The 13,023-nt window shown below is 62.6% G+C and carries 12 protein-coding genes and 1 tRNA gene; 5 read left to right on the forward strand and 8 right to left on the reverse strand.

Going from position 1 to position 13,023, the window contains the following annotated elements; translation table 11 throughout:
• Nucleotides 1–7: 7 nt before the first annotated feature.
• Nucleotides 8–817 carry a GPO family capsid scaffolding protein gene (locus PP1Y_RS08000; RefSeq protein WP_013831781.1) on the reverse strand — a complete coding sequence of 270 codons (810 nt, stop codon included), beginning with the start codon at nucleotides 815–817 and terminating at the stop codon, nucleotides 8–10.
• A 175-nt stretch (nucleotides 818–992) separates the two neighbouring features.
• On the opposite strand from PP1Y_RS08000, the gene PP1Y_RS08005 reads away from it, so the two are divergent.
• Nucleotides 993–2,846, forward strand: a complete 1,854-nt coding sequence (locus PP1Y_RS08005; protein WP_013831782.1) for a terminase large subunit domain-containing protein — start codon at nucleotides 993–995, stop codon at nucleotides 2,844–2,846.
• Nucleotides 2,846–3,895 (forward strand): phage portal protein, encoded by a 1,050-nt coding sequence (locus PP1Y_RS08010; RefSeq protein WP_041558681.1) that lies wholly within the window; start codon nucleotides 2,846–2,848, stop codon nucleotides 3,893–3,895. Before PP1Y_RS08005 ends, PP1Y_RS08010 begins: the two co-directional genes overlap by 1 nt.
• A 177-nt stretch (nucleotides 3,896–4,072) precedes the next feature.
• Here the strand turns inward: PP1Y_RS08010 and PP1Y_RS08015 are convergent, their stop codons facing one another.
• The 6 genes from PP1Y_RS08015 to PP1Y_RS08040 form a co-directional block, all read right to left on the reverse strand.
• The gene (locus PP1Y_RS08015) at nucleotides 4,073–4,852 is read right to left on the reverse strand and encodes a hypothetical protein (protein ID WP_013831784.1); all 780 of its coding nucleotides are present in this window, start codon (nucleotides 4,850–4,852) and stop codon (nucleotides 4,073–4,075) included.
• Nucleotides 4,845–6,182 carry a DNA cytosine methyltransferase gene (locus PP1Y_RS08020; RefSeq protein ID WP_013831785.1) on the reverse strand — a complete coding sequence of 446 codons (1,338 nt, stop codon included), beginning with the start codon at nucleotides 6,180–6,182 and terminating at the stop codon, nucleotides 4,845–4,847. The genes PP1Y_RS08015 and PP1Y_RS08020 overlap by 8 nt, the downstream gene beginning before the upstream one ends.
• Before the next feature lie 46 nt (nucleotides 6,183–6,228).
• Nucleotides 6,229–6,666 (reverse strand): very short patch repair endonuclease, encoded by a 438-nt coding sequence (locus PP1Y_RS08025; protein WP_013831786.1) that lies wholly within the window; start codon nucleotides 6,664–6,666, stop codon nucleotides 6,229–6,231.
• 426 nt (nucleotides 6,667–7,092) lie between these two features.
• Nucleotides 7,093–7,890, reverse strand: a complete 798-nt coding sequence (locus PP1Y_RS08030; protein WP_041558682.1) for a helix-turn-helix domain-containing protein — start codon at nucleotides 7,888–7,890, stop codon at nucleotides 7,093–7,095.
• Nucleotides 7,844–9,139, reverse strand: a complete 1,296-nt coding sequence (locus PP1Y_RS08035) for an integrase arm-type DNA-binding domain-containing protein (RefSeq protein ID WP_051010105.1) — start codon at nucleotides 9,137–9,139, stop codon at nucleotides 7,844–7,846. Before PP1Y_RS08035 ends, PP1Y_RS08030 begins: the two co-directional genes overlap by 47 nt.
• A gap of 203 nt (nucleotides 9,140–9,342) precedes the next feature.
• A tRNA-Gln gene (locus tag PP1Y_RS08040) sits at nucleotides 9,343–9,416 on the reverse strand.
• Between the two features lie 167 nt (nucleotides 9,417–9,583).
• Here PP1Y_RS08040 and PP1Y_RS25975 point away from each other — a divergent pair.
• Complete coding sequence (locus PP1Y_RS25975) at nucleotides 9,584–9,730, forward strand: hypothetical protein (RefSeq protein WP_158511840.1); 147 nt, start codon at nucleotides 9,584–9,586, stop codon at nucleotides 9,728–9,730.
• 33 nt (nucleotides 9,731–9,763) lie between these two features.
• Here PP1Y_RS25975 and PP1Y_RS08050 read toward each other — a convergent pair whose 3' ends face one another.
• The gene (locus tag PP1Y_RS08050; RefSeq protein WP_013831789.1) at nucleotides 9,764–10,567 is read right to left on the reverse strand and encodes a crotonase/enoyl-CoA hydratase family protein; all 804 of its coding nucleotides are present in this window, start codon (nucleotides 10,565–10,567) and stop codon (nucleotides 9,764–9,766) included.
• 304 nt (nucleotides 10,568–10,871) lie between these two features.
• Here PP1Y_RS08050 and PP1Y_RS08055 point away from each other — a divergent pair, with 304 nt between their 5' ends.
• Entirely contained in the window at nucleotides 10,872–12,185 is a 1,314-nt protein-coding gene (locus PP1Y_RS08055; RefSeq protein WP_013831790.1) for a Ppx/GppA phosphatase family protein, read from the forward strand.
• Complete coding sequence (locus tag PP1Y_RS08060; protein ID WP_007012491.1) at nucleotides 12,182–12,841, forward strand: RlmE family RNA methyltransferase; 660 nt, start codon at nucleotides 12,182–12,184, stop codon at nucleotides 12,839–12,841. Before PP1Y_RS08055 ends, PP1Y_RS08060 begins: the two co-directional genes overlap by 4 nt.
• Nucleotides 12,842–13,023: the final 182 nt, after the last annotated feature.

Genomic DNA, 13,023 nt, shown 5'->3' on the forward strand with positions numbered 1-13,023 from the left:
TGCGCGATCAGCAGTCGGTCTTGATGGAGCCGGTGCCGCCGGTGGCCGGGGCGCGGGTGAAGCTGCCGGGCTGCTCTGTGGCCTTGAGCTTGCTTTCGAGGGCATCGAAACGGGCGCCAAGGGCGGCCACGGCATCGTTGGCGGGCTTCACGGCCGCCGCGATCTGCAGGCCCATGACACTGGCGAACCTGTCGACATCGAAGGCATTGTCGTTGGCTGGTGCGGGGGCAGGCGGCGGGGTAGCCGGCTCTTCCTCCTTCCTGTCCTTCCTGAAGAAGGCGAGGAGCGAGCGGCCGATGCTTTCGCCGATCTGTTCGCCGCTGAGCGGCTGCGCAGCGAGTTCGAGGGCGGTTTCGTGCGCCGTGGTGAACAGGTTGGGACGCGAAAGCGCGGCGAACTTGAGCGGTTCGGTGCCGAGCGAGGCGGGCTGATCGGTGACCGCCAGGCCGACCAGATAGGCCTTGCCCTCGCCCGCGAAGTCCGGGTGAATCTCGCAGCTTGTGAACAGCTTCTGGCCGGCCTTGTTGATCTCGACCAGCTGATCGTTCGCGTCGATTTCGGCATAGAGCGCGAGCAGCGACTTCTTCTCGCCATTGAAGCTGAGTTCGACTTCCTCGGTCTTGAGCGAGAGGACCGATCCATAGGCGTTGAACGGGCGGTCGGGGCTGTAGCCGGCCACATGTTCGCAGTTGATCCGCGCGGTATAGGTGGCCGGGTCATAGCTGGCCGCCATCTGTTCGAGCCATTCGCGCTGGATGACGCGGCCGTCGACGGTGGCGCCCTCGACGGCGACGCGGAAAAACTTGCTCTTAGCCATGATCGGTTCCGGTTCCCGTGGTTGCGGGGCGGCGCGCCCCAAGGCCTGCGATTTGGTTGACGGGTCCAGAAAAGGGCTGGCGGGGCCACTTCCTCAAGGGCCTGCATTTGGACGGGCGGCTGACCAAATGGACGGCCATGATTAAGGGGCGTTTCGCGCGGCATGGTCGGCGGCGATGCCCATTCAAACGCCTTCCCAACCCGGTGCGCCCTCTGCCGCATGGCAGTTCGATCCGCGCCGCCATGCGCGCAGCCTGTACTGGCGCGGGTGGGGCGTCACGCAGATCGCGCAGGAATTCGAACTGTTCGGCGTGGTCAGCGAAAAGGGCACGCCCATCCCGCGCGCCACGATCGAGGCGTGGAAGCAGCGCGACCGCTGGGACGATGCGCCATCGATCCGCAAGATCGAGGACGGCCTTGAGATCCGCCTGCTGACGCTGATCGCGAAGGAGAAGAAGACCAGCGCCGACCTGGTCGAAATGGACGCGCTCTCCCGCCAGATCGAAAGCCTCGCCCGCGTGCGCCGGTACGAAGAACCGGGCGGGCATTCCGGCGATCTCAATCCGAAGGTGGGCAATCGCAACGCCGGCCCGCGCCGAAAGGCCAGGAAGAACCACTTCACCGCCGAACAGGCGAGCGAACTCAAGCGCATCTTCCTGGACGGGCTCTACGACTACCAGCTGACCTGGTGGAACGCGCTCAGCCAGCGCACCCGCATGATCCTGAAATCGCGCCAGATCGGCGCGACGTACTACTTCGCCTTCGAAGCCCTGATCGATGCGATCGAGACGGGCCGCAACCAGATCTTCCTGTCCGCCTCAAAGGCGCAGGCGCATCAGTTCCGCTCCTACATCGTCAGCTTCGCCAAGCTGGTGGGGGTATCGCTGACCGGCGATCCGATGCTGATCACGTCGGACCTGCGGCCGGAAGAGGAAGCGGCGGCCGAACTGCACTTCCTTGGCACCAATTTCCGCACGGCGCAGGGCCGCCACGGCAATTTCTACTTCGACGAGTTCTTCTGGGTCCATTCGTTCGAGGAACTGAACAAGGTTGCCTCGGGCATGGCGACCCACAAGAAGTGGCGCAAGACCTATTTCTCGACGCCGTCCAGCGTTGCCCACCCCGCCTATCCTTACTGGACCGGTGAGCGCCGCAACCGGAGGCGCAAGAAGGAAGACCGGGTCTCGATCGACGTCAGCCACAAGGCGCTGGCCAATGGCAGCACCGGGCCGGATCGCATCTGGCGCCACATCGTCAACATCGAGGATGCCGAGGCCGGCGGCTGCGACCTGTTCGATATCGAGGAACTGCGTGACGAGTACGCGCCCGACGAATTCGCCAACCTGTTCCTGTGCGAATTCGTCGACGACAGCCTGTCGGCCTTCAGGTTCAACGACATGATCGCCTGCGGCGTCGACAGCCTGGTCGAATGGACCGACTTCAACATCGAAGCCGAGCGGCCATACGGCAGTCGTTCGGTCTGGGCCGGATACGATCCGCAGGAAAGCGAGAACGGGGACAATGCCGCGCTGGTGATTGCCGCGCCGCCGCTGGTCGAGGGTGGGCAGTTCCGGGTGCTGGAGCGCCACCAGCTGCGCGGGCTGGATTTCGAGCAGCAGGCCGAGTTCATCAAGGCGATCCTGTCGCGCTACACCTGCACCTATCTGGGCATCGACGCCAAGGGCGTGGGTGCGGGCGTCTATCAGCTGCTGGCCAAGCCGGGCGCGATGCCGGGCTGTTCGGTGGCGAAGATCGAGTACTCGCTCGAACTCAAGGCTCAGATGGTGATGAAGGCGCAAAACGTGGTGCGCCGCGGTCGCCTCGCCTTCGATGTCGGCATGCTCGACATCGTCTCGGCCTTCGTCTCGATCAAGAAGACGCTCACCAGCAGCGGCCGCAACATGACCTTCAAGGCCGGGCGCGGCGGCGAGGACGGCCACGCCGATCTTGCCTGGGCGACCATGCACATCCTCATGAACGAACCGCTCGACGGCAAGGAAGCGCCGAAGGGCACGATGGAGATTATCTGATGGGAAAGCGCGCGCGCAGAATGAACCGCCGGGAAGCGGCCGAGGCATCGAAGGGCGCGCTGGTCGCCTCGAACGACAATCGCGGCCGCGCGATCGAGGCGTTCACCTTCGGCGATCCGGAGCCGGTGCTGAACCGGGCGACGATGCTGGACATGTTGGAGTGCTGGCACAACCGGCGCTGGTATGAGCCGCCGGTTTCGATGGATGGCCTGGCCCGTGCCTTTCGGGCATCGCCGCACCATTCGAGCGCGATCATCCTCAAGCGCAACATGCTGGCCGCCAGCCTCGATCCCACACCCCAACTGAGCCGCCGCGCGTTTGCCGGGATGGTCCAGGACTACCTTGTCCTGGGCAACGCCTACGTGCGCGAGATCCGCAACCGCCTGGGCGAAGTGATGCGTCTCGAGCATTGCCTCGCCAAGTACACGCGGCGCGGGGTGGAGCCGGGCCACTTCTGGTGGGTGCCGGGTTACCAGCAGGAAGAGGAGTTCGAGCAGGGCACCGTTCACCAGCTGATGGCGCCCGACATCAATCAGGAGATCTATGGCTTGCCGGAATACCTCTCCGCGCTGCAGTCCGCCCTGCTCAACGAGAACGCCACCCTGTTCCGTCGCCGCTACTACGAAAACGGCAGCCACGCCGGCTACATCCTCTACGCGACGGGCGAATTCGCCAACGGCGACGTCGACGCCATGCGCGAGGCGCTGAAGAAGTCAAAGGGCCCGGGCAACTTCCGCAACCTGTTCGTCCATGCCGCGAACGGCAAGGAAACCGGCATCAAGCTGCTGCCGATCGCCGAAGTCGCCGCAAAGGACGAATTCCTGGGCATCAAGAACACCACTCGCGACGACGTCCTCGCCGCCCACCGCGTACCGCCCCAGCTGCTCGGCATCGTGCCGGCAAATGCGGGCGGTTTCGGCGATGTGACGAAGGCGACGGATGCGTTCTTCGAGCTGGAGATCGCGCCGCTGCAGTCGGTGTTCCTGGAACTGAACGACGTGCTTGGGTTCGAAGCGGTGCGGTTTTGGGAGCGAGCGACGGCGGCTTGATGTTCACCAGTGCTGCTAGGCCTAATGTTAGAAACAAAGGCTCTAGCTTCAGAAGCGGGCAATCCAATCGAGCCTCGGTTGCGCTAACTCTTCGATCCCAAACTTCTGTAAATTAATAACGCAGGAAAGCCGCACTCCGCCGCCGATGATGACTAGAATTATAAGTTCTCGCTTCGGTCACTCACGATACGAAACGATTGCCCGCGGATCTAGCTCCTTCCAAGGAACGAGCCGGTAATGCTTTTCATCGACCACCCGCACTTCGTCGTCTTGTAGTGTGAGCTCGAACAGGGCCACGACATCGTCGGCCATGAACTGCGCTGCGATGGCCCTGCAGCTCATATCTGGATACTTTTGTTCTACCCACCTGATGTCCTGCGAAGTCTGTACGATACCGATCTGGTCGTTACCGCCCTTCGCCTGAACGGGAATGACGTAGTGGCACCCCCGCTTGTCTAGCCCCACGTAAAGTTCATCGATTTCGATTTGGCCTATGCCTTTCACCGTCGTGCGCAGGTGGTTTTGCAGGCTATACGTGGTGAGACCGAGGAAAGTGTCGATGAGGCGGTTATAGCGAACGATCGCGAGCAGGGCCTGTTCGTCGTCCAACGCATACATGCGAATTAGCTCCGGAGTGGCATCCGGTATTGCGATCCGCACTAGATCCTCGCGTGGCTGGACCCGGTTTGCGCTTACGAGGCGGAAGCGATAGCGTCCATGGCCGGCGCCTTCGACGATCCATTCCAATCCATGCGGCTGAGTGTCGAGGATCCGGTCGGGCAGCGGGTTCCGATATCGAAAAGAATAGACCACGTCGCCCAGGTTCTTGGGTAGTCCGATTCGTAGTGCCTCGGCCTGGGTCTCCAGTTCGGCGCGCTCGAATTCGAATTCAGTCAGATCGGCATTATGGTGGTCGAAGAATATAGCTTCGATCAACTTGGCGTATCGGCTAGCCATGCGCGCTTCTCACCAACGCCTGCCGTGCTTCCTCGATCTCTTCCTGCTTGCGCTTCTTGGCTCCGCTTTTGCGATCGCGACGGGAATTCGGCGCAGGCACACCGAAGTGCGCCGCCGCTTGGGACATCTCGAGATCGAGCAACTTCGGATCACCCAGATTAATGGCGCGCTCGGGGCGTTTCGGCGCGACGCCCAAGGCCTCGATTACCTTCGAGGCAATGGCACGAGCCATCGGCGGTGCGACCGCGTTCCCAATCTGGCGGGCGCCATGCCACTTGGTTGCATGAAGCCTGAACCAGTCGGGGAAGCCGTGTAGGCGCGCCATCTCCCTGACGGTGACGCACCGGTCGTATCGATGGTGAATGGGGCGCGGGCTGGTGAACGCACCCCTTGCACCGTCTGTGCCTGCTCGAAGCGTATTCGACAGCCCATTAGGCGGAAGGCGGAAGAAGCGACTTATTGGCTCCACCGTCCCAGGCTGGGTCTCACTGAAGCGACGCCTGGAAATGTCGGTATGCGTCGTGCGCGCACTCGACGTGAGGACATCGCGCTCCCAGTTTCGCACGTAACCGAAGTGCCAAGCGTTGTTTGTAAGCGCACGCAGCTCCGCAGCGTAGGAACTGGGTTCGCCGTAACGCTTTGTCCGCACCGCGTCCCCGCATTCTAGCGCGGCAAATTTGTCGGCATCGGGCAGATCGTCCAGTGCCTCCGAGCATGTGGGGCCGTTCGGCAAATCCTTCACGGCCCGCTTTCCGTCGGCAGGGGAAGTCGAAGGCTTCGGGTACGCGGGCAGTGGTAGCCCTTTTTTCGCGCCGATGAGTATCAGTCGTTCACGGTGCTGCGGAACGCCGAAGTGCGCCGCATCCAGAACCTGCCAAGGCTGACCGACTTGATAGCCAGCTGCATCGAACGCCTCCACTAACTCGGCTAGAAATTGTCGATGCTTGCCGACCGTGAGGCCTTTAACATTCTCGAATACGAACGTCTTCGCGTCGAGCTCCGAGACAATGCGAACGAAGTCGAGCACGAGGCGATTGCGAGGATCGTCAAGAACCCGGTGCCCGATCATTGAGAAGCCCTGGCATGGCGGGCCACCGAAGACGCAGTCCACGGGGCGAGTACCGATACCTGCGGCAAGCCGGATGTCAGAACCTTTCAACTCGGCCACCGACCGGGGGATGACGGCGGTGTCGGGGAAGTTGAACTCATGGACGGCGCAGTGGACGGGATCGATCTCCACGGCAGCGGCCACGTCGAATCCAGCCTGTTCGAACCCAAGGCTCAAGCCGCCCGCGCCTGCAAATAAATCCACACCGATGGGACGTGACAACTCGATCTTCTCCGCTCAAGAGATGCTTCGAGACGGGTCTAGCGGATTAGGCTCGGCTCGTCTTGCACTCGCGCGGCGGCTTACCCAGAAAATTGATGAGCCGTTCCCTCACTCCAGCGAAGTCGCTTAGCTCGCACTGCCAGACGGTCAGTACCGACCAGCCCAAGTCACATAGTTCTTGCGCCTTGCGCTTGTCTCGCTCGACATTGGCCGCCAACTTGGGGCCCCAATAGTCCAGGCGCGACTTCGGCGCTTTGCCCTTCTGGCACTCGTGTCCATGCCAGAAGCATCCGTGGACAAAAATTGCCTTCCTTCGACCGATGAACGCGATGTCTGGGCTGCCGGGTAAGTCCTTACGATGAAGGCGGTAGCGGTAGCCGAGTTCTGTCAGTGCTTTGCGGACTGCCAGTTCGGGGCCTGTGTTTTTCGTCCCGACCGACTGCATGATCCTGCGCCGCTGCACTGCTGTCCGGGTATCTGCCATCGGGGCCCGATAGCACAGGCCGCTCCGGCGTGTCGCTCGCTCGGTTCGACTGCTTCCACACCACCACCCCACGCCGCGCGCTTTTCCCCCCGCCTCGCCCGCGCGCTTTTCGTGTCGGTTTTGATGCACCCTCGGCAGGTTCGAAGAACTGGCCTATGTCCTGGGCGGACGCCCATTGCGGACGATCCTGACGCTGATGCACATTGATGCACCTGGACGTCGATGTTCGGACCCGTTCGGTGCGGCTCCATTTCCGCCGTCCTGACGCCCGAGAATGGCACGTCCTTTGCTCTTGGCCCCCTGGAACACCCCGGGCGGCGCAGCCGCCCTTGCGCGCCGGTTCGACTGGCGCTCCGCTGAAGGCGGGAGAAGCATCTAGAGTTGGGGGTCATGACAAATCTGACGCCTGAGGGCGCCCAAGCGACCTCAGTCCACTTCTCTTTCAGTTCTGAGCACGGGGTACAATGCCAACTTGGCACTCGCACTAGTGGCGGAAGAGAGGCTCAGCATTTCTTCGTGTTCGCGAATGGCATCGGGGTTGCCGGCATACATGTGGGCGAGGCGCGAAGAGAGGGACGAGCCAGCCAAGGCGCGCCTACTTGCTCCGTCACGCCTAGCTGTTGCCGATAGGGCGCCCGTCACGCTCTTCAGCAGCCGCTCGGCCTTGATGGCCATACGATTCGGCACACTGCCGGACCCTTCGAGATGGCGCACTTTCTCACGGAGCCTGGCGCCGAGCTTCTGTCGAAGCGTGCGGACGATCTCGATGGGAAGTTTGAGCATGTCGATGAAGTAGGCATTGCTGGTCTGCTGCCGTTGAGGACCTTCGCCTCGCGCGTTCCCGGTCTTCACGGTGCGGCGGACCCAATCAATGATCCTCAGCTCACGAAGGACGTTCAGCTGACGCACGACAGTGCGGCGGGAAAGGCGGCTGCGCCTGGCAATTGTGTCTAGCGATGGATCGCATCGTCCTGACTTTCCATCCATGACGCTCAGAAGAGCGTCCAGGACGGCCTTCGCGTTCATGGAGATGGGCAATTGCTTGCCGGCTTCGCGGATATGATCCGAATAGCCGACTACGGATCTCGCGAAAGCATCGAAGAATTTCAGAGCATTTTCATTCTTCGCCGTTGGTTCCCAATAGATCGTGGAGACCTGTGCCCGTTCGTCGTTGACGTCATAGCTTTTGCGCCAAGGGCCTCCGGATTCGCGCACGCCGCTCATGCCCGGTCTCCCCGGACTTCGCTCGCCAGGGCCGGTATTCCGGCAGCAGGAACTGCGGTGCCACGGCGTCCTTCATCAACAGATCGGCCCAGTCCTGAGCCAGCTCGCGCCGACGCGGCAGATACAGGGCGCGATTGTAGATCGGTTCGACGCCTTGTTGCGCGTGTGCAAGCATCAGGTCGATGATTGCACGATCGCGTTCCTGGTCTTCCAAGGCAGCCCGTTCGTTCATTATCGTTGAGAAAGTGGAGCGCCAACCGTGGGGGACATGAACTCCCGTGAACCCGGCGTCTCGATACAGCTTGCTCAGTGTGCTGTCGCTGATCGGTCGCTTCCAAGCGCCTGTGCCCGGGAAGAGCCATGAAGGCCCGTCCGAGGCGTGGCAAGCCAGGCTTTCCGAGATCGCTGCTTTCGCTACCTCCGCCGCCTGCCGCGACAAGGGGATGACGAACTCCCATGAAATATCGCGCTTCTGAGCGCGGGTTAGCTTCATTTTCTCGGCGGGTATGCGCCAGATGGGGGCTGCCCCGTCCAGCCCTTCGAACTCCTGCTTTTCGGCCAGACGAACTACACCCGGCCGTGCCGCGGTCAGTGCGAGTAGTCTGGATGCCAGAAGGGTCGACCAGTGTGTGCCGGCAAGCGCTTCGATATCCGCCAGAAGCTTTCGCGCGCCGGTGATTTTTATCATCGCCGGCCGCAATTTCGGGTCGGTCGGCACAAGTGCCTTGCGAATTATCGCCGCTGGATCGTTCTCCGAAAGGCCCGAAGCGATCGCCCAGACGAACACGTCCGACATATGATTGCGAACGCGATGCGCCATGTCGTGGGCTCCGCGTTTCTCGATCTTCCTGATCACAGCCAACACCATGGGAGGCGTGATGCTTCGAATTGGCTTTTGCCCAAGCGCCGGAAAGACGTTGTTCTCCAACCTGCTCAGAACGGCTGCGGAGTAGCGTGGCGCCAACGTAGTTGCCTTCGCCGCGTGCCAGGCTCGCGCGACCTTTTCGAAGCTGTCGAGCGCATCCGCGACGGCTTGCGCCTTCCGGCTCTGCTTCTCTGCTGAAGGATCGATCCCATCGCGCAATTGCTGCAGCGCCCTGTCTCGCGCTTGCCTTGCTTGCGAGATTGATACTTCTGGATATGGACCAATCGAGAGGGATTTTTCCTTCCCGGCGAATCGGTACTTGAGTCGCCAGAGTTTCGAGCCGGAACGCCGGACGAACAGGTAAAGCCCCCTGTCGTCGAACATTTTTCGGTCTTTCTCGCTTGGAATCGCCTTCCGGCAAGCAGCATCGGTCAACAAGAGCCGATACCCCCAGTACCCCAATTCGTACCCCCACCGACGCTGCGCTTGGCTGAATTTCGCTGAGACTGCATGGTGCCGATGTCGCAGAAAAACCTCGCAAAAAGCAAGGGTTCCGCGATTGGTTGAAGCCAACTGAGATTGGGAAGTGGATGCCCCGCGAGGATTCGAACCTCGATAGACGGAATCAGAATCCGTAGTCTTACCATTAGACGACGGGGCAACGAGGGGGCGCCTCTAGCTTGCGGGTTCGGAGGGGTCAAGACCCAACTTCAAGGAAATTTGTGCTCCGGCGCCGGGGCGCCTGGCGAGGTGGTATGATCAAGGTCGGTGGCGGCGTTCGGCGCTGTCGAATCTGCGACCCCGTTCATGCAAGGGATGGTCCGTCCCATGCAGTTTCACGGTCAAGCAATAGGGGATCCGGGTGAGGAACGGGGAATCGTCAGGACCTTCACCATCGAGCCGTTCGCATTCCCGCCACAGGCGGCCGCGCTGCGTGAGCAGGTCAGGGCGATCGTGGCCGATCCTCTCGCCTGACCGGGGGCCTTTCGTGAGCAAGGTCTGTGCGGACTACTTGCCGGTGAAGTGCGGCGGACGCTTTTCGAGGAAGGCGTCGATCGCTTCCTCGAAGTCCGAAGTCTCGTGAGCCAACGCCTGCATGGCGGCGGACATTTCCAGCACTTCGTTCAGGCGCATGTTCTGTGCGTCGGTCAGCAGGCGCTTGGCGAGGCGCAGCGAGCGTGCCGGATTGGCGGCGATCTTTTCGGCAATCGCCATGGCCTCGTCCATCAGCGATTCGGGTGGGACGACGCGCGAAACGAGGCCCATCGCCTTGGCCTGTTCGGCGTCCAGCGTCTCGCCGGTGAAGAGCATTTCGGCGGCATTGGCGAAGCCGACCGCGCGGGGCAGGGCCCATGCGCCGCCGTCTCCCGGGATCAGACCCATCTTGATGAACCCGGCCGAGAACCTGGCTCTCTGTGAAGCGATGCGAATGTCGCAAAAGCAGGCGAGATCGTTGCCCAGGCCGATGGCGAAACCGTTGACCGCGGCGATCAGCGGCACTTCGCATTCCTGGAAGGCGCGCGGAATGCGCTGCACGCCGCGGCGATAGTTGAGGCGTGTCGCTGTAGGAGAATCGAGTGGGCCGATGCCATTGCGGTCCTTCATCGCCTGCAGGTTGCCGCCGGCGGAAAAGGCTTTGCCGGCCCCGGTGAGGATGCCCACGCTGATGGCTTCATCCGAACCGATATCCTCCAGTGCCGCCACGAAGTCTGCGCAGTCCTCGAGAGCGCCGATGGCATTGAGCTTGTCGGGATGGTTCAAGGTCAGGACGGCAATGCGCCCGCGCTTCTCGATCTTGACGAAATCACCCATGTTCAATCCTCTGCTCGTCGCAAGCGGTGCCTGCGCCGCATTTTCTTGCGCCGATGTTGGCAGATGAGCGTGCCCCGCGCGACCCCCCGCCCGGCGAAAATCACTACCGCGGTGTCTTGCGCAAGCCGGGATCGGCAATCGCGATCGGCGCCCGGGCCGGTTTCACGGGCTCTTGCGAGACGGCATGACGGGGGCGGTTGCGACCGGCTCGGGGAAGCTCTCTTGCCCCTTTGGTTACGGCACGTTAGCATTGGCCTCAGGTGCCCGCCGCCTTGGCGGGAAGATATGAACGAGATTTGATACCATGGCGGAGCAAGATCCGCCGGCCGCGAAAGTCAAAGTGTCGGGTCGCCCGGGAAGGCGGCGCAAGGGACGTAAGGGCAAGTCACGCCCGAAAGTCGCCGGCACGGCCAAGGGGAAGGTGCGTCCACCGGGCGCACAACAGCCAGAGGCAGGCGCAGCGCCGCGCGAAGAGAACGACAATAACGAGCAGGCGTCATCGCGTCGGCAAACGGTGCGGCAGGTTTCACAACGACCTTATCCTCAACGTACTGCCGGTCCGCGGCCGGGCGGCGGTCGGCAGTCCTATGCGGCGATCGACCTGGGTACCAACAACTGCCGTCTTTTGATCGCCCGACCTTCGGGCGAGAACTTCACCGTGATCGATGCTTTCAGCCGCGTCGTTCGTCTTGGCGAAGGGCTGGCTCAGTCCGGCCGTCTCTCGGACGAGGCGATGGACCGTACGCTTGCGGCCCTGCGCGTGTGTGCCGACAAGCTTATGCGCCGCAACGTTTATCTCGCGCGCTCCGTCGCCACCGAGGCCTGCCGCCGTGCCGAGAACGGCCCGGAATTCATCGAGAGGGTGCGCGAAGAGACCGGCATTGCCCTCGACATCATCAGCGCGCGCGAGGAAGCCCGGCTGGCGGTGCTGGGCTGCCATGTCCTGCTCGAGGCAGGGTTGGGGCCAGCGATGATCTTCGATATCGGCGGCGGCTCGACAGAGCTCGTCCTGATCGAGAGCACCGGCACCGTGCCGCGCATTCTCGACTGGCAGAGCGTGCCCTGGGGCGTTGTCTCGTTGAGCGAGAGCTGCGGCCCGGAAGGCGTGAGCGAGGCGGATCGTCTCAACCGCTATCGCCACATGCACGGCCTCGTGACCGAGAGCTTCGCTGGATTTTCCGACAGGATCTCGGGCGCGCGCAAGTCGGTTGCAAGCAGCGGCGAACTGCGCCTGCTGGGCACCAGCGGCACCGTGACGACGCTGGCGAGCCTGCACCTGCAACTGCCGCAGTACGACCGGCGGATGGTCGACGGCCTGATCGTGCCGGCCGAATCGATGCGCGAAATCAGCACACGCCTCTCGACCATGGCAGTCGAGGATCGCCGCGAGCTCAATTGCATCGGCCGGGAGCGTGCCGATCTTGTCGTTGCGGGCTGCGCCATTCTCGAGGCCATCCTCGACCTCTGGCCGGCAGCAAGACTGGGCGTTGCCGATCGCGGCATTCGCGAAGGCATCCTGCGCAGCCTGATTGCATCCAATGGCCATGGCAGCCCCCACGCGGGACAGGTCATCGCCGCAAGTGAAGGAAACGTACAGCAAGTGGAAACCGGTCGATGAGCCGTTCGGGACGCGATCCGGGCGAAAAACTGCGTACGGCGAAGAAGCGTTCGACGAGTTCGGCACGCTGGCTCCAGCGCCAGCTCAACGATCCTTACGTCAAGAAGGCCAAGGCCGACGGTTATCGCAGCCGTGCGGCCTACAAGCTGATCGAACTGGACGAGAAGTTCGGCCTGTTCAAGGGCGTAACCCGTGCAGTCGACCTCGGCATTGCGCCGGGCGGCTGGAGCCAGGTGCTGCGGCTCAAGTGCCCCAGGGCCAAGGTCGTGGGCATCGACCTGCTGCCCACCGATCCCATCGAGGGCGTGACGATCTTCGAGATGGACTTCATGGCAGACGAGGCCCCTGCGGCGCTGGAAGGGGCGCTGGACGGCGCGCCGGAACTGGTGCTGTCGGACATGGCGGCCAATACGGTCGGTCACAAGCAGACCGATCATCTGCGCACGATGGGGCTGGTCGAGACGGCGGCCGATTTCGCGATCCAGACGCTGGCACCCGGCGGTACTTTCGTGGCCAAGGTCCTTGCAGGCGGCACCGATACCGAACTGCTGAACCTGCTCAAGCGCCACTTCACCAGTGTCAAGCATGCCAAGCCGCCGGCAAGCCGCAAGGACTCTTCCGAGTGGTACGTCATCGCCAAGGGCTTCAAGGGCTAGGGCGAGCCTCTCGTCGTTCCCGCGACTGCGGGATGACGCTGTTTTCGGCGACCTTGCAAGTCAGCCGGCCCGGTTAGTCTCGGCCGGGCGGGTTGGCTTATTTTTCCTGCGCTAAAGACGGAAACGGCCCGAAGGCGACTCGGTGACGCCTGCGGACCGCTTCCTGCCGGCAATGCCGGATT

The organism is Novosphingobium sp. PP1Y (assembly GCF_000253255.1).
Taxonomy (GTDB): domain Bacteria; phylum Pseudomonadota; class Alphaproteobacteria; order Sphingomonadales; family Sphingomonadaceae; genus Novosphingobium.

Excerpts from the sequence above, each read along its gene's own strand:
- PP1Y_RS08000 (WP_013831781.1), bottom strand. The coding sequence starts at position 817 with ATGGCTAAGAGCAAGTTTTTCCGCGTCGCCGTCGAGGGCGCCACCGTC.
- PP1Y_RS08005 (WP_013831782.1), top strand. The coding sequence starts at position 993 with ATGCCCATTCAAACGCCTTCCCAACCCGGTGCGCCCTCTGCCGCATGG.
- PP1Y_RS08010 (WP_041558681.1), top strand. The coding sequence starts at position 2,846 with ATGGGAAAGCGCGCGCGCAGAATGAACCGCCGGGAAGCGGCCGAGGCA.
- PP1Y_RS08015 (WP_013831784.1), bottom strand. The coding sequence starts at position 4,852 with ATGGCTAGCCGATACGCCAAGTTGATCGAAGCTATATTCTTCGACCAC.
- PP1Y_RS08025 (WP_013831786.1), bottom strand. The coding sequence starts at position 6,666 with ATGGCAGATACCCGGACAGCAGTGCAGCGGCGCAGGATCATGCAGTCG.
- PP1Y_RS08030 (WP_041558682.1), bottom strand. The coding sequence starts at position 7,890 with ATGAGCGGCGTGCGCGAATCCGGAGGCCCTTGGCGCAAAAGCTATGAC.
- PP1Y_RS08035 (WP_051010105.1), bottom strand. The coding sequence starts at position 9,139 with ATGTTCGACGACAGGGGGCTTTACCTGTTCGTCCGGCGTTCCGGCTCG.
- PP1Y_RS25975 (WP_158511840.1), top strand. The coding sequence starts at position 9,584 with ATGCAGTTTCACGGTCAAGCAATAGGGGATCCGGGTGAGGAACGGGGA.
- PP1Y_RS08050 (WP_013831789.1), bottom strand. The coding sequence starts at position 10,567 with ATGGGTGATTTCGTCAAGATCGAGAAGCGCGGGCGCATTGCCGTCCTG.
- PP1Y_RS08055 (WP_013831790.1), top strand. The coding sequence starts at position 10,872 with ATGGCGGAGCAAGATCCGCCGGCCGCGAAAGTCAAAGTGTCGGGTCGC.
- PP1Y_RS08060 (WP_007012491.1), top strand. The coding sequence starts at position 12,182 with ATGAGCCGTTCGGGACGCGATCCGGGCGAAAAACTGCGTACGGCGAAG.